The organism is uncultured Ruminococcus sp. (genome assembly GCF_947301925.1).
GTDB lineage: Bacteria > Bacillota > Clostridia > Oscillospirales > Ruminococcaceae > Ruminococcus.
This window is the reverse complement of the sequence record NZ_CAMYUE010000012.1, coordinates 74322-89560: the sequence shown is the minus strand read 5'-3', so window position 1 is coordinate 89560 and position 15239 is coordinate 74322. Positions and strand designations below refer to the sequence as shown.

The window sequence follows — 15239 nt, the reverse complement described above, 5'->3', positions numbered from 1 at the left end:
AAATCAACCCTACTGGGTTGGCAAGCATAGCAGCTGGCATTCCGCCTGCCGCCTTTGCTTGTCGGGCAGAAGCCCGAACCCACTTCAATTGGCATAAGAAAAAGGAGGATGATAACATGAGAAAACGAAATACGACAATAGCGATACGCTGCACAGAGGAAGAAAGCAGGCGTATCCATGAGCTCGCTGATAAGCATGGATTGAAGCTGAACGACTTCGTAATGCGGAGTGCTCTGGGCAAGAAAATCGTTGTCGCAAACGGCATCGATGAAATAGTCCGGCAGCAGAAAGCTATCGGGCGAAACCTGAACCAGATAGCTACACTTGCAAACATGAACAGGCTGACCGCCGTCAATTTTCAACCGCTTCTCGATGAGCACAGGAAGGTCACGGAGCTGATAGGTCAGCTGCTTCGGGAGGTGAAATAGTGGCGACGGTCACAGCGATAAGTACGAAAGGTGGTGGCGGCGGAAAGAAAAGTCTCGACTACATCTGCCGAGACGACAAGACCGAGGGCAAGAAATATGTAACGGCTCTCAACTGTTCGCTGCCCACAGCCTATCAAGAGTTCAAAAACACTCGTGAGATGTACGGCAAGACTGACGATATCAGGTACTATCACTTCGTTCAGTCTCACCCGAGCGGCTACAACATTGCTCCCGAGCTTGCTCACAAGATAGCTGTTGAGTTTGCGGAGAGAGCATTCCCGGGACACGAAGTTGTGGTGGCAACTCATACCGACGCAGACCATGTGCATTCACATTTTGTGCTCAACGCAGTCAATGCCAACACAGGTCTGAAGTACCACTCCAATAAGTTCACACTGCAAGACCTGCGACAGCTCAGCGATGAAATTTGTCAGAAGTATGGCGTGACAACTCTCAGCAAACCTGAGATACACAAGCAGAGCAATGGTATCACTAACCGTGAGTATCGTGTTGCAATGCGACGAGAAAGCTGGAAGATGGATCTCATAAACACCATTGACGTGGTCATGAAGAGAGCAAAAACAAAGAAACAATTCCGCTTCTACATGAAGCAGTGTGGCTACGATGTCAAGTGGGAAGACAACCGAAAGTACATCACATACACTTGTCCCAACGGCAGGAGATGCCGTGACAATAAATTGCACGAAGCGAAATACAGGAAGGAGAATATGGAATATGAATTCGAAATACGAAGAAGCGAAAGAAGCCTCCAAGCAGAATATGCAGGAGACACAGGACGTACCAACTATGGTCTGCGTCCAGGAACACAACTGGCTGGCGCTGATCTCGCAGCTGAAACTTCTGACAGATACGATGTTCGATGTCAAGGCTCAGACAGACGCGACAATGACATACGCACAGATGGAACGGTACATACGAAATCAGCGGATAATCTACGATCAGCTGCTGGAACAGGGGAAGGAGATTCAGGAGCAGACGTCACAAAACGTGACGGCAGAGGTGTCGAAGCTGGATCAGGCGGCGAAGGACCTCGTCTCACAGGCTGGGAAGCTGAGCGAGCAGACCTTATCGCTGCTGAAATGCTCCGAAGAGCAGAGCAGAAGTCACGGCTTCAGACTGCTACGACTGGTAGTGCTGATAGAGTTTCTGCACCTGATATCGTCGGTGGCATTGCTGCTCTGGCTTCGATAATTGAGGACGAGCCTGTCGATGAGGATACTGAGTACGCTCGGGAGCACACCGACAGAAAGGCACTCGCAGAAGAACGTGAGCGCAAGGAAGCTCACGGAATACACATGGGATAAGCTATGACTCCCTGAATCAGGGACTCAACTAACTCAGGGGGAAACGTCCGTGAGTTATTATTTGTAGCTCGACTACCGAAGCGGTCGTGAGAGATGAAGTCCCAAAACAGGACTGCACTCACTCCCAGCTTAGGAGCGAGTTCCCATAATGGGAATTCGGTATGGCGGAATGAAATATCCCGTAATGACTATGAGGTGGTGAACCGCCACCTCATATACCTGAGTCGGCGAAACGCAGGTTCAGCAAAGGGGTGACCAAAATGGACACCCCTTTGAGATGACGCTGAACGAAACGTTCACCGTCCTTCACTCGCCCTGATTCGGGGCGGGTGGTGAACAGATCGTTCAGTACCGACAGGCGTTGCCAAAACGGCAGCACCTGCATATCATCCATAGCGGAAGGTATGAGTTGACAGAACGATTCGTTCGGTCAGACCATGGAGTAACGAAACGTGACTCCAGCTCATTATACATAAGGGTGTCATGAAACGTGACGCCCTTTGCAGCAAGGGTATCGTGAAGTACTATACCCTTAACAATCATCAAGGGTACGGCAAATCACCGTACCCATTTTCTTATCAAAGGAGAAATGCAATATGAACAATGCAGTTCACACAGGAAACAGAAGCGAAAGAATTACAGGAGGAACGAATGAGATATACAGAAATGTTCAGAAACGAACCGGACGTACTGACTGTCCCAGAGGCAGCAAAGCTGCTCCGCATTGGAAAGAATCAGGCTTACGAGCTCGTGAAAAATGGAAGTCTCGGAGCGATAAAGCTGGGCAAGAAGATAATTATTCCCAAGCCAGCCCTTGTTGACTTCTGCCGAAACGAAAGAAACTATTTGGTGCTTCTGCCTTAACAGCATTATTGACGCTTGTGCAAAACTACTATAATATAAAGTGGATTATGCCGATAATTAGTATGGTTGTTTCATTGACAATTAGAATTAAAAAATGCTATAATGATACTCCAGTAATCTTACTGAAAAAATAATATCAAGGAGGCTTGTTTAATGATTGAGTTTAACCCCGAGGATGTTGTAAGTATTTATATTGAGGAAGATCGTGAAACTGCAGAACGCTGCGGAGCATCCGGTACATTTCAAGTTATAAGTGTAACTTTGACAATGGAAGATGGTTCTGTGCTTGATGTTACAGAAAATGTTGATCAAGGTTTTCACTATTTCTCACAACAGGATGTTGCTTCATCTTTAGGTCTTGATCCTGACAAAATTGACTACGATAATTGTGATGAATTATTCTAATTGAATTTACTATGAAAAGCAGTTCTAAAGAACTGCTTTTCATTTTATATTTGGAGAAAAAACAGAAATAAAATGTGGTAAATATATGATTATGTCGAAACGAAAGAAACTATTTGGTGCTTCTGCCGAAATGAGGTGAAAGGTATGGATTTTTCGGGAGAAGTGTGGTATTGTTGTCGTGACGAAAGTCACGATAAGGAACGATTTGGGAATTGAAAGGAGGATGCCAATGAAAATAACCACAGGACATTTAGCTGAGAAGAGCGGCAAATGGTATGCCGTTATAAACTTATACGATGCCGACGGTAAGCGTCACGAAAAGTGGCGCTCCCTCGGACTGGACGCAAAGAAAGGCACCAAGACCGAAGCCAACCACCGTCTGAACGAGGTGCTGGAGCAGTATAATCTTGGTGACCAGTACCTGCACGAAGGAATGTCGAGAGCCGACAAGGAGCGCAACCGCATAGCTGATATGCGAGTGGAAGACTACCTTGCGGAGTGGCTGGAGTCCTACAAGGGCAACATCACAAAGTCCACATATACAAGCTACAAGCGGTACATGGACGTACACATGATACCATTCTTCAAGAAGATGAAGGTCAAGGTCAAGGAGATCACAGGCGACGAGATAAACGAGTACTACGCTTACCTCAGAGCCAAAGGTCTGAAAGGCACAAGCTGTCAGCGGCACCATTCGCTCCTGCACCTTGCATTCAAGTCTGCTATGAAAAGACGTATCATTCCGACAAATCCCGTCGATCAGGCTGACCGCCCAAAGTCGGTGCAGTTCATAGGAAACTACTATAATGCTGAAGAAATAAAGCAGCTCATCGACTGCACAAAGGACGATCCGCTGCACATCGTCATCGTTATAGCTGCCTATTACGGACTTCGCCGCAGCGAGGTCATCGGACTGAAATGGTCGGCGGTGGACTTTGTAGGCAAGACCATAAGCATCAAGCACAAGGTCTTGCAGGACGAGGACGGAGTTGCAGGCTACGATGTTATGAAAACGAAATCGTCGTACAGAACGCTTCCGCTGATACCCGTAGTCGAGCAGGCACTCATCGCTGAGCGTGAGCATCAGGCAGAAATGAAGAAGGCATTCGGCAGAGGATACTGCAAGAAGTACGAGGACTACATCTGCGTGGACGCTGTGGGAGAGCTGATACGTCCGAATTATGTGTCGGACCATTTCCCGATAGTGCTTCGTAAGAACGGTCTGCGTAAGATACGATTCCATGATCTGCGGCACAGTTGTGCCAGCTTACTTCTCGCCAACGGAGTGCAGATGAAGCTGATTCAGGAGTGGCTCGGTCACAGCGACATAGGTACAACGAGCAACGTGTACAGCCATGTGGACAGCGAAAGCAAGAAGCTGAGTGCGGAGGCGATAGCTAAAGCACTCTCAGAGTAAAATAAAAGCCTCCGGACGTTATGTCCGGAGGTCTAACATAAACAGTATATTTAAAATCGTAATTAGTATAATGCGCGGAATGAAAATCGCGTCCCAGAATAACTGAGACGCGAAATTGGCTGCGCGGGCTCCGCGCTGGCGCAGTGGGTGGGATTCGAACCCACGTCCCTCAAGGGGCATCATGATTTCGAGTCATGTCCGTTATGACCACTTCGATACCACTGCGTATTTAATTTAACTATAAAACTGCGAGAAAACTGCGAGAAAGCCAATTGCAAACACAACTGCGAACACCGCCGAAACCACGCAGAACAGGGATAAATCAAAGTGCGGAAAGCTCAGGAACGACTATGTTTCGAGTCATGTCCGTTATGACCACTTCGATACCACTGCATAAAATCACTATAATATTATATCATAATGGCAGTTCAAAATCAATAGGCTGGTAAAAAATTAATATTATAACAAAAGGCGGAGCATTACAGCTCTGCCTTTACTGTTTTTGAAAGCAGGAACAGCCTGCCGCTGAACGGCGGTATATCCATACTGAGCCTGCCGTCTGCACAGGTGAAGCCTGTCATGCCATGCGGAGTGTTACCGCTATAGAGCTGGTCATCGGAATCCAGCAGGAGCTCCGCCGTATATCCGCTGCCGATATTTACCGAATAGCCGCACCTGCTCCAGTCCGAAAAATTCAGCACAGCAAGGATATCGCCCTCCTTAGCCTTCCTGCGGATAGCATATATGCAGCTCTCAACGGACCCGCAGTCCTCCCAGAGGAAATTTGTAGGATCATAGTCATAGTGAAGCGCCTTATTGTCAAGGTAGATCATATTAAGTGCCTTTATGTACTCGCGGAAGGAGTCGTGGAGCGGATACTTCAGCATATCCCAGTCCTGCTGCCGCTTTTCGTCCCATTCGCGGAGCTGCGCAAATTCGCTGCCCATGAAATTCAGCTTTTTTCCCGGGTGAACCATCATATACATATACAGCGCCCTTGCCTGCGGGAACTTCTCGGGGTACTGGCCGTTCATTTTCTGAGCTATGGTGGCCTTGCCGTGTACCACCTCGTCGTGGGACAGCGGCAGTATGTACTTCTCATTGTAGAAGTACAGCATGGAGAAGGTCAGCTTATGGTAATCCCGTGAACGGTACATGGAAGCGCTCCGGAAATAATCAAGGGTATCGTGCATCCAGCCCAGATCCCATTTGTAGTCAAAGCCCAGGCCGCCATCAAATACGGGAGCCGCCACTTTCGGGTATGCCGACGAATCCTCAGCAATGAGCACAGCCGAAGGGTGTCTGGCTTTGAGTCCGCAGTTCATATCCTTGAGGAAACTGATAGCCGTTGTGTTTTCTCCCCGTCTCTCGTCACCATTCCAGTAGATCATATTGCGCACCGCGTCCATGCGCAGTCCGTCAAAGTGGTAAACGCTTAGCCAGAGATCGGCTGCGGACTGTATGAACGACCTCACCTCACCTTTGCCGTGGTTGAAGTTACGGCTTCCCCACTCGTTATAGCCGATATCGTCATCGGGGTATTCATAGAGCTTCGTGCCGTCGTATTCGGTGAGAGCGTAATGATCCACCGCAAAGTGAACGGGGACGAAATCCATTATTACGCCTATTCCCCTGCTGTGGCACTTATCCACCAGCTCCATGAGCTCCTTGGGAGTACCGTACCGCGAAGTCGGCGCAAAAAATCCCGTGCTCTGATAGCCCCAGGACTCATCGCAGGGGTGCTCGCTGAGAGGCATGAACTCGATATAGTTATAACCGAACTCGCAGACATAGTCGATGAGCTCATCGGCTATTTCCCCATAGCTGAACCAGCCCTCCTCGTCCTCGTCGGAGCGCCTCCTCCAGGAGCCCAGATGCACCTCGTAGATATTCAGCGGCTTATCGCGGCAGTCGCTTCTCCCGGCAAGCCATTGGCCGTCGCTGAACTCAAAGCCCTCTATACTCCTTATGACCGAGCAGGTACCGGGACGGACCTCCATACCGAAGCCGTAGGGGTCGCTGTGGTCGATAAAGCCGCCTTTTTTGTCATAGATACGGTACTTGTAACGCTGTCCCTCCAGAGCTCCGTCCACTGTGAGCTCATAGAACCTGCCGTCCTCCACGGCAGTCATGGGAAGCTCCTCCCACCTGCTGAAGTCACCTATTACCGACACCTTTGAAGCATTGGGAGCATATGTGCGGAAGACAGTCCCATCTTCTCCGAGGTGAGCGCCAAGATACTCATAGGCCGCAAATTCCTCACCTCTGTAAAAACTCATAATGTCCATAGACTCACCTCGTCTTTTTTCTGATTATATCACGATATACCGACAAAGTCAATGCCGGACCGCCGTACAGCCGCCACAGTGCGCCACTATACAAAATAGCCATATACTTTATCGCTTTGCACCTGCAAATCGGTGAATTGCCGTGTTGACATATAACCGGCGAAGTGATATAATCAAATAGTACCCTGTAACGCTGTTTTACCACGTTATCATGGACTTTTCAAAGGAGATGAGGATATGAAGAACACCTTCGGTTCAAGTGTTTCCGTCACTGTATTCGGTGAGAGCCACGGTGCGGCCATAGGCGCTGTCCTTGACGGCATGGCTCCGGGAATAGCAGTAGACGAAGATCTTATCAGACATCAGATGAAGCTCCGCCAGTCCATAGGCGCACTGTCCACGGCACGCCGCGAGGCTGACGAGGTAAGGATAGTAAGCGGAGTTTTTGAAGGCAGGACAACGGGCACTCCCATAACATTCATCATAGAGAATCAGGACACAAGAAGCATAGACTACGGCGAGCTGGCCTACAAGGCACGCCCCGGTCACGCGGACTTCTCCGCACAGATGAAGTATCACGGCTTTCAGGACTTCCGCGGCGGCGGACACTTCTCGGGAAGGATAACCGCAGGAGTAGTAGCCGCAGGAGCAGTGGCCATAAGCGCTCTCCACGGAAAGGGCATAAGGATAGGCACTCATATTCTTTCATGCGGAGGCATATATGACCGTCCCTTCGGGGATATAAACGACGATATCGAAAAGCTGGGCGATATGGAATTCGCAGTGCTTGACAGTGCAAAGGCAGAGGCCATGCAGGCTGCCATAACAGCGGCAAAGGAGGACGGCGACAGCGTAGGCGGCAGGCTGGAAACGGTTGTTACAGGTCTCCCCGCAGGCGTTGGCGAGCCATGGTTCGACAGCCTTGAGAGCGTCCTTGCCCATGCGCTCTTCGGCATACCTGCCGTAAAGGGCGTGGAGTTCGGCGCTGGCTTTGCGGCGGCGGATATGCTTGGAAGCCAATGCAACGACTGCTTCGGCATAGCAGACGGCGCTCCCGTATCGGCCACAAACAACAACGGCGGTATCCTGGGCGGTATATCCACGGGACTTCCCGTGCTGTTCAGAACGGCAATAAAGCCCACCCCCTCCATATACAAGGAGCAGCAGACCATAGACATGAACACCATGGAGAATACCACTCTCCAGATAAAGGGACGTCACGATCCTGCTATCGTACACCGTGCAAGGGTAGTTGCGGACAGTATCACCGCCCTTGTGCTCTGTGACCAGCTGGCGCTCCGCTTCGGTACCGACTGGCTGAAGGCGTAAGCTGTATCACGGAACGTTAAAACAAAAGGCCGCCGGGCGTTTTACGCTCAGCGGCTTTATATAGCCTGTATAATGAAAAAAGCTGTACCCGAGGTACAGCTTTTTCTGATTTGTCCCTTACAACAAATTCCTATATTTATGTGGGAGTGCAGATCCCTCATAAAACAGTAAATACAGAAAACGCTGCCTAAGGCGTTTTCGCCCAATTCCCTCCTACCTAAATTATATTATCAGGTTTTCCGCATTGCAAGCTGAAAATTGCGAACAATAAAAAAGGCTGTTCAAAAAATGCGGAATAATTGCTGTTTTATATCATAATAATACCATATCATTGAAATAATCTTAAATATAATGTCATTATTTCCGAAAAAAGCGTGTATCTGCCTGTGAACAGAAAAAGCCGCAGAGAAGTACCGGCTTCCCTGCGGCTTTCATGTATTCAGCTTACTGCTTTTCGGAATTTATGAACATATCGTATATCCTGCGTATAGCCTCTGCAAGGTCGTTCTCGCTGACGCCGATGATAACGTTCAGCTCGCTGGAGCCCTGATCTATGAGCTTTACGTTTATGCGTGCGTGAGCCATGGAAGCGAAGATACGGGCAACAGTGCCTCTTGTGTTCTTCATTCTGCGTCCCACTACCGCAAGGATAGCGATACCGTCCTCGATGTCGATATGGTCGGGTTCAACAGCCTTGCGAAGCTCTGCGACCACCTTGTCGCGGACAGGATCGAGCTTCTCGGTGCTGAGAGTGATGCTCATTGTATCAATACCCGAGGGCATATGCTCGAAGGATAGGCCGTTGTCATAAAGAACCTTGAGAACCTTCATACCGAAGCCTGTCTCGTTGTTCATCATGGCTTTTTCGATGTTGATGGTGCTGAAGCCCTTCTTGCCTGCGATACCTGTAATGGTATGGCTGAGGCTTTCGCGGCTGAAGTCGTAGTCGTTGCCGACTATCATTGTACCTGCGTCCTCGGGAGCATTTGTGTTCCTGATATTTATGGGGATACCTGCGGAGCGTACCGGGAAGATAGCGTCCTCATGGAGAACGGAAGCTCCCATATAAGCCAGCTCGCGGAGCTCTCTGTAGGTGATGACCTCGATAACGTCGGGGTTGTCAACTATTCTGGGGTCAGCTACAAGGAAGCCTGAAACGTCTGTCCAGTTCTCGTATATCTCAGCCTTTACCGCATTTGCAATGATAGAGCCCGTAACGTCGGAGCCGCCTCTTGAGAAGGTCTTGATATAGCCCTCTGTAGTCCTTCCGTAGAAGCCGGGGATAACAGCATTGTCAAGACCGCTGAGTCTCTCGCGTACCTTCTTTACAGTCTCGTCAAGAAGGAGAACGCCGTTGGTATCGAATACGATAACGTCTGCGGCGTCAACGAAATTGAAGCCGAGGTAGTTTGCCAGCACCTTGCCGTTGAGGTATTCGCCGCGGCTTGCAGCGAAGTCCTTGGCGGGACGGGCTTTCAGCTCCTTAACGATGGAGTCGAACTCCTCATCAAGTGACATATCTATTCCCAGCTCGGAAATTATACCGTTATAGCGGTCCTTGATTATCTGGAAATCCGCAGAGAAGTCAACGCCGCTGCCTGCCAGGTCACAGCACTTGTAGAGCATATCGGTTATCTTGATATCGTCGGAGAAGCGCTTTCCGGGAGCCGAAGGCACAACGTATCTGCGCTTGTCATCGCTCTTTATTATAGCGGCCACCTTTCTGAACTGATTGGCGTCAGCAAGGGAGCTTCCGCCGAATTTAACGACTTTATTACTCATATATATCATCCTTTTAACATTGATAATTTTATAGCAATAACTATTATATGCCTTTTTTGCGTTAAAATCAATTGACAGAAAGCCAAAATTCGGGACTTGCCAAACTGTATTTTTGGTGAATACGCTTGTACGCCGCTGACGGACAGTTTTACTGCTGGATATCCGCTGCCCTGACTGCCTCCGCAAAGGCTCTCATTTTCTCAAGGTCCTTAAAGCCGTCGGTCTCAAGGCAGGAGCTTGCGTCCACTCCGAAGGGGCGGAGCCTTCTCACAGCCTCCTCGGCATTATGGGCAGTCAGTCCCCCTGCAAGGAGGTAGGGACGCTTCATGCTGCCGATGATGGACCAGTCGAAGGTAACTCCCGAGCCGCTGCCCGAATCCAGCAGCACCATATCCGCGCAGGAGCTCTCCGCAGCAGCGATATCCGCCGCAGAGCCTATCCGAAAGGCCTTTATAACAGATATACCCAGACCTTTCAGCTCCCGTATCTCCTTCTCGGTCTCGTCGCCGTGGAGCTGCACTGTTTTCACAGCGCCCATTCTTACGGCGGTGATTATGTTTTCCACGGTCTCGTTCACGAAAACTCCAACAGGCATGATATCCTTATCGAGCAGCTCCGTCAGCTCCGCCGCCTTTACGGGATCGATATATCTCCTGCTCTTTTCCGCGAACACATAGCCGATATAATCGGGCTTTATGATATTCGCGTACTCTATATCCTCTGTGCGGCGCAGACCGCACATCTTTATCCTTGTCATATTATCCTTTCAGCTCCGCCAGCTTCGCCTTTTTATCTGCCGCCCTCATAAGAGTCTCACCTATGAGCACAGCGTTCACGCCAGCCTCACGGAGAAGCCTTATATCCTCCGCGGACTGAACGCCGCTTTCAGATACGAAGCTCACATCTGCGGGAGCAAGCTCCCGCAGGCGGCGGCTGTTGCCGGTGTCCACGGAAAAGTCCTTTAGATTGCGGTTGTTCACGCCTATGATACGGGCGCCTGCGGCAACAGCCGCCCGAAGCTCCGCTTCGTCGTGAGCTTCGACCAGAGCCGAGAGCCCCAGCTCATCGCAGATACCGATATACTCGCTTATCTGCTGCTGCGGAAGTATGGAGCATATGAGCAGCACAGCCTTTGCGCCCAGGAGCTTAGCCTCATATATCATATACTCGTCAACTGTGAAGTCCTTGCGTATGCAGGGTATACTTACATTTGCGGCTACCTCGCGGAGATACTCGTCGCTTCCGAGAAACCATTTTGGCTCGGTGAGGACGGAAATGCAGTCCGCACCTGCCGCCTCATAGTCCTTAGCTATCTGCATATAGGGGAAGTCCTCTGCGATAACGCCCTTTGACGGAGACGCCTTCTTGCACTCGCAGATAAAGGCTATATCCTCCTTTTTAAGAGCGTTTTCAAACTCAAAGCCGCCATTCGGAAGCTCCGCTGCAAGGCGCCTTACCTCGTCAAGAGACAGCTTTTTCTTAGCCTCGGCCACACGCTCGCGGGCATGGTCTGCAAGCTTATCGAGAATAGTCATACCGCACCTCAGTTCTGCGACTCAGCGATGAACTTCTCCATAGCTGCAAGAGCGGCGCCGCTGTCGATGAGCCCGGCAGCCTTCTCAACGCCCTCAGCCATGCTCTCAGCCTTTCCGCCGATGTATATTGCGGCACCTGCGTTGAGCAGAACTGCATTGCGCTTGTGACCCTTTATGCTGCCGTCGAGGATACCGCGTGTTATAGCAGCGTTCTCCTCGGGAGTACCGCCCTTCAGGTCGTCCTTGGTGCAGCGCTCGAAGCCGAACTGCTCGGGAGTTATCTCGTAATTCTTCAGCCAGCCGTCCTTGTACTCGCATACGGCGGTGGGAGCGCTGAGAGAGATCTCGTCCAGCTTGTCCTTGCCGTATACTACCATGCCGTTCTTTGAGCCCAGCTTCATGAGCACCTCAGCAACGGGATTGAGGAGCACGCTGTCATATACGCCGAGGAGATGATGATTGGGGCAGGCGGGATTTGTAAGGGGACCCAGGATATTGAATACCGTGCGGAAGCCCAGTTCCTTGCGGATAGGTCCAACGTACTTCATGGAAGTATGGTACTTCTGCGCAAAGAAGAAGCAGAAGCCCGTGTCCTCAAGGAGCTTCCTGCACTGATCGGGATCGAGGCTGATATTTGCGCCCAGAGCCTCCAGGCAGTCTGCCGTACCCGAAAGGGAGGAAGCTGCGCGGTTTCCGTGCTTTGACACCTTTATACCCGAAGCCGCAATAACAAATGCCGATGTAGTCGAGATATTGAAGCTGTGAGCGTTATCGCCGCCTGTACCGACGATCTCCAGGAGATCCATGTCGTTCTCAAACTTTACAGCGGCGTCGCGCATAGCTGCGGCACAGCCTGTTATCTCGTCGATAGTCTCAGCCTTTGTGCTCTTTGTTGAAAGAGCGGAGAGAAAGGCGGCATTCTGTGTGGGAGTAGTCTCTCCTGCCATGATCTCCGATATTACCTTGTATGCCTCATCATATGTCAGATCCTGCTTGTCAACGATCTTAGCGATTGCCTCTTTTATCATAATAAAACCTCCGATTCAAATCCAATTCCGAATTCTTCATTCAGGCGTGATACGGCTAAGCCCGATCACGCTCCTGCAACTGCGTCCTTCATTTCCCTGATGTACTCGCCCACATGGGGAGCTGCGTCCCTGCCGTACTTTTCCAGTATGCGTATTATAGCCGAGCCCACGATGGCGCCGTCAGAGAGTGCCGCCATTTTCTGTGCCTGCTCCGGCTTTGAGATACCGAAGCCCACTGCGCAGGGCACGTCGGTGTTCTCCCTTATCACCTTGACGATATCGCCGATATTGGTGGTTATCTCGCTTCTCACGCCTGTAACTCCCAGACTTGAAACAATGTAGATGAAGCCCTCGGCCTCCTTTGCTATCATAGCTATACGGTTTTCCGAGGTAGGAGCTATCAGCGATATGAGGTCAACTCCGTACTGCCTTGCAACTGCGGAGAACTCCTCCTTCTCCTCAAAGGGAAGGTCGGGAAGTATGATGCCGTCAACTCCGCATTCACAGCACCTTGCCATGAAGCGCTCTGCGTCATACGAATATACCACATTGGCATAGGTCATGAACACAAAGGGCACCTTAACGTCTCTGCGGAGCTCCTTCACCAGCTCGAATACCTTGTCCGTGGTGACTCCTCCGGCAAGAGCACGGATATTGGCTCCCTGGATAACAGGTCCCTCAGCCGTGGGATCGGAAAATGGAATGCCCAGCTCGATAAGATCGGCTCCGTTTTCAGCAGCAGCCCTTACCACCTTTGCGGTGGTATCCAGATCGGGGTCTCCGCAGGTTATGAAGGGTATGAATGCCTTGCCGTTCTCAAATGCAGCTCTTATATTACTCATAGATATCCTCCCCTCTGTATCGTGCGATGGCAGCGCAGTCCTTGTCGCCGCGTCCCGAGACCGTCACGATTATGATTTTGTCCTTGTCCATTGTGGGAGCCAGCTTCATAGCGTAGGCAATGGCGTGAGCCGACTCGATAGCGGGGATAATGCCCTCTGTACGCGAAAGGTACTCAAAGGCGTTGACCGCCTCCTCGTCTGTTACGGGGACGTATTCCGCCCTGCCGATATCGTGGAGATATGCGTGCTCGGGGCCTACTCCGGGGTAGTCCAGACCTGCCGAGATGGAGTACACGGGAGCTATCTGTCCGTACTCGTCCTGACAGAAGTAGGACTTCATGCCGTGGAATATACCGATCCTTCCCGTATTCACCGTAGCCGCAGTCTCGAAGGTATCAATGCCTCTGCCTGCCGCCTCGCAGCCTATGAGCCTTACGCCCTCGTCGGGAATGAAGTGGTAAAAGCTTCCGATAGCGTTGGAGCCGCCGCCAACACAGGCAATAACAGCGTCGGGAAGTCTGCCCTCAGCCTCCAGTATCTGTGCTCTTGACTCACGGGAGATGACCGCCTGAAAATCGCGGACTATAGTGGGGAACGGGTGAGGTCCCATAACGGAGCCCAGACAGTAATGGGTATCCTCTATCCTTGAAGTCCACTCGCGCATGGCCTCGGATACCGCGTCCTTGAGGGTAGCCGTGCCGCTCTTTACGGGGACAACGTCAGCGCCGAGGAGCTTCATACGGTAAACGTTCAGCGCCTGCCTTTTTGTGTCCTCCTCGCCCATGAACACCAGACACTCCATATCCAGGAGAGCCGCTGCCGTAGCCGTAGCAACTCCGTGCTGACCTGCGCCTGTTTCAGCGATAAGTCTGGTCTTGCCCATTTTCTTTGCCAGCAGAGCCTGACCGAGAACATTGTTTATCTTGTGGGAGCCCGTGTGGTTGAGGTCCTCCCTTTTCAGGTATATCTTCGCGCCGCCCAGATCCCTTGTGAGCTTGTCTGCGCGGTACAGCAGAGAAGGTCTGCCCGCATAGTTGTCCAGCAGCTCCTTCAGCTCGCGGTTGAACTCGGGATCGTTTTTATAGTGGTCGTAGGCCTGCTCCAGCTCTATGACCGCGTTCATCAGCGTTTCGGGGATATACTGACCGCCGTGAACGCCGAATCGTCCTTTTGACTGTGACATATTTATTTCCTCCTGTTATAGTTTCCGTAAGATATCCAGCGCATGATTTGAAGCGCCGATAAGATCCTGCCTTTCGCAGGTGGCAAAATGGTACTCCATGTATTTATCAAAAGTGAAGCTGTCCATGCCGTCGATACAATCGCTCATATAATTCGCCGCGCCGTCTGCGGCTATGAGCTTTATCCGTTCAACGGGGAGTTCCGCATTCAGCGCCGCTATCTCCTCCGTCCTCATCAGAGCAAAAAGCTCCTTCGGCTCGCTCTTGCAGTGCCATTCATCGGTTATCATATCATTATCCAGCACCTTTTGCAGGTTTCCGTGGAGAAATGCGTGCTGTAGGACGGCTGCCTCGTTCATGCAGTATGCCGCCAGTATGTATCCGCCCTTTCGGGTGACCCTTACCGCCTCTGAGAGCGCCCTGAGCATATCCTCACGGGTGAACAGGTGGTACATAGGTCCCAGCAGCAGAGTGACATCGAAGCTGTTATCCGAAAGCTCCGAAAGGTCAAGGGCGTTTCCCTGCACCGCCGTGAGACTTTCACTGCCGTCAAGCTTTGCCCTCAGCTTATTGAGATTGCTTTCAACAAGCTCCACCGCCGTTACCTCATAACCCTCACGGGCAAGGGCGATACTGTATCTGCCCGTGCCTGCTCCCACTTCAAGGATACGGACCTGCTTTGCTCCGCCGAGGAAGTCGTGGATGTATTTCATGGTGGTCAGGTACTCCACCTGACCCGACTGTGAGAGGAGCCTGCCCTCCTCGTCGTAATTTCTGTAGAATTCATCAAGATAGTCCATAGCTGTCACCTCGTT

14 protein-coding genes and 1 tRNA gene are annotated in these 15239 nt (G+C 51.0%); 6 read left to right on the top strand and 9 right to left on the bottom strand.

Features of this window, described 5'->3' with window-relative positions:
* Positions 1-116 precede the first annotated feature (116 nt).
* The 5 genes from mobC (at position 117) to Q0Y65_RS12355 (ending at position 4439) form a co-directional block, all read left to right on the top strand.
* On the top strand, positions 117-428 hold the full coding sequence (mobC, locus tag Q0Y65_RS12375; protein WP_297960232.1) for a plasmid mobilization protein: 312 nt from the start codon (positions 117-119) through the stop codon (positions 426-428).
* Complete coding sequence (locus Q0Y65_RS12370) at positions 428-1753, top strand: relaxase/mobilization nuclease domain-containing protein (protein WP_297960230.1); 1326 nt, start codon at positions 428-430, stop codon at positions 1751-1753. The genes mobC and Q0Y65_RS12370 overlap by 1 nt, the downstream gene beginning before the upstream one ends.
* Positions 1754-2404: 651 nt before the next feature.
* Positions 2405-2617, top strand: coding sequence for a helix-turn-helix domain-containing protein (locus Q0Y65_RS12365; RefSeq protein ID WP_297960228.1), 213 nt, complete (start codon positions 2405-2407; stop codon positions 2615-2617).
* Between the two features lie 153 nt (positions 2618-2770).
* The gene (locus Q0Y65_RS12360) at positions 2771-3022 is read left to right on the top strand and encodes a hypothetical protein (protein WP_297960225.1); all 252 of its coding nucleotides are present in this window, start codon (positions 2771-2773) and stop codon (positions 3020-3022) included.
* 229 nt (positions 3023-3251) lie between these two features.
* A complete protein-coding gene (locus Q0Y65_RS12355) occupies positions 3252-4439 on the top strand; it encodes a site-specific integrase (protein WP_297960223.1) in 1188 nt (395 codons plus the stop codon).
* 136 nt (positions 4440-4575) lie between these two features.
* Here the strand turns inward: Q0Y65_RS12355 and Q0Y65_RS12350 are convergent.
* Together Q0Y65_RS12350 and glgB are read right to left on the bottom strand one after the other, a co-directional pair.
* A tRNA-Ser gene (locus Q0Y65_RS12350) sits at positions 4576-4664 on the bottom strand.
* A 254-nt stretch (positions 4665-4918) separates the two neighbouring features.
* Complete coding sequence (gene glgB / locus Q0Y65_RS12345; protein WP_297960221.1) at positions 4919-6727, bottom strand: 1,4-alpha-glucan branching protein GlgB; 1809 nt, start codon at positions 6725-6727, stop codon at positions 4919-4921.
* Positions 6728-6964: 237 nt separating this feature from the next.
* On the opposite strand from glgB, the gene aroC reads away from it, so the two are divergent.
* Entirely contained in the window at positions 6965-8056 is a 1092-nt protein-coding gene (gene aroC / locus Q0Y65_RS12340; protein WP_297960219.1) for a chorismate synthase, read from the top strand.
* A 444-nt stretch (positions 8057-8500) separates the two neighbouring features.
* Here the strand turns inward: aroC and Q0Y65_RS12335 are convergent, their stop codons facing one another.
* From Q0Y65_RS12335 to Q0Y65_RS12305, 7 genes are all read right to left on the bottom strand, one after another.
* Positions 8501-9838 (bottom strand): aspartate kinase, encoded by a 1338-nt coding sequence (locus Q0Y65_RS12335; RefSeq protein WP_297960217.1) that lies wholly within the window; start codon positions 9836-9838, stop codon positions 8501-8503.
* A 148-nt stretch (positions 9839-9986) separates the two neighbouring features.
* Positions 9987-10595, bottom strand: a complete 609-nt coding sequence (locus Q0Y65_RS12330; protein WP_297960215.1) for a phosphoribosylanthranilate isomerase — start codon at positions 10593-10595, stop codon at positions 9987-9989.
* Position 10596: 1 nt separating this feature from the next.
* A complete protein-coding gene (gene trpC, locus Q0Y65_RS12325; protein WP_297960213.1) occupies positions 10597-11373 on the bottom strand; it encodes an indole-3-glycerol phosphate synthase TrpC in 777 nt (258 codons plus the stop codon).
* An 8-nt stretch (positions 11374-11381) separates the two neighbouring features.
* Positions 11382-12401, bottom strand: coding sequence for an anthranilate phosphoribosyltransferase (gene trpD, locus Q0Y65_RS12320; RefSeq protein WP_297960211.1), 1020 nt, complete (start codon positions 12399-12401; stop codon positions 11382-11384).
* Positions 12402-12466: 65 nt separating this feature from the next.
* Positions 12467-13243 carry a tryptophan synthase subunit alpha gene (gene trpA, locus Q0Y65_RS12315; RefSeq protein ID WP_297960209.1) on the bottom strand — a complete coding sequence of 259 codons (777 nt, stop codon included), beginning with the start codon at positions 13241-13243 and terminating at the stop codon, positions 12467-12469.
* On the bottom strand, positions 13236-14426 hold the full coding sequence (trpB, locus tag Q0Y65_RS12310) for a tryptophan synthase subunit beta (RefSeq protein ID WP_297960207.1): 1191 nt from the start codon (positions 14424-14426) through the stop codon (positions 13236-13238). The genes trpA and trpB overlap by 8 nt, the downstream gene beginning before the upstream one ends.
* Positions 14427-14441: 15 nt before the next feature.
* Complete coding sequence (locus tag Q0Y65_RS12305; protein ID WP_297960206.1) at positions 14442-15224, bottom strand: class I SAM-dependent methyltransferase; 783 nt, start codon at positions 15222-15224, stop codon at positions 14442-14444.
* Between the last annotated feature and the right edge of the window lie 15 nt (positions 15225-15239).

Bases quoted from the DNA above. Each gene is read 5' to 3' on its own strand.
- Q0Y65_RS12360 (WP_297960225.1), top strand. From the start codon at position 2,771: ATGATTGAGTTTAACCCCGAGGATGTTGTAAGTATTTATATTGAGGAA.
- trpB (WP_297960207.1), bottom strand. From the start codon at position 14,426: ATGTCACAGTCAAAAGGACGATTCGGCGTTCACGGCGGTCAGTATATC.
- trpA (WP_297960209.1), bottom strand. From the start codon at position 13,243: ATGAGTAATATAAGAGCTGCATTTGAGAACGGCAAGGCATTCATACCC.
- trpD (WP_297960211.1), bottom strand. From the start codon at position 12,401: ATGATAAAAGAGGCAATCGCTAAGATCGTTGACAAGCAGGATCTGACA.
- trpC (WP_297960213.1), bottom strand. From the start codon at position 11,373: ATGACTATTCTCGATAAGCTTGCAGACCATGCCCGCGAGCGTGTGGCC.
- Q0Y65_RS12335 (WP_297960217.1), bottom strand. From the start codon at position 9,838: ATGAGTAATAAAGTCGTTAAATTCGGCGGAAGCTCCCTTGCTGACGCC.
- Q0Y65_RS12365 (WP_297960228.1), top strand. From the start codon at position 2,405: ATGAGATATACAGAAATGTTCAGAAACGAACCGGACGTACTGACTGTC.
- aroC (WP_297960219.1), top strand. From the start codon at position 6,965: ATGAAGAACACCTTCGGTTCAAGTGTTTCCGTCACTGTATTCGGTGAG.
- glgB (WP_297960221.1), bottom strand. From the start codon at position 6,727: ATGGACATTATGAGTTTTTACAGAGGTGAGGAATTTGCGGCCTATGAG.
- Q0Y65_RS12305 (WP_297960206.1), bottom strand. From the start codon at position 15,224: ATGGACTATCTTGATGAATTCTACAGAAATTACGACGAGGAGGGCAGG.
- Q0Y65_RS12355 (WP_297960223.1), top strand. From the start codon at position 3,252: ATGAAAATAACCACAGGACATTTAGCTGAGAAGAGCGGCAAATGGTAT.
- mobC (WP_297960232.1), top strand. From the start codon at position 117: ATGAGAAAACGAAATACGACAATAGCGATACGCTGCACAGAGGAAGAA.
- Q0Y65_RS12330 (WP_297960215.1), bottom strand. From the start codon at position 10,595: ATGACAAGGATAAAGATGTGCGGTCTGCGCCGCACAGAGGATATAGAG.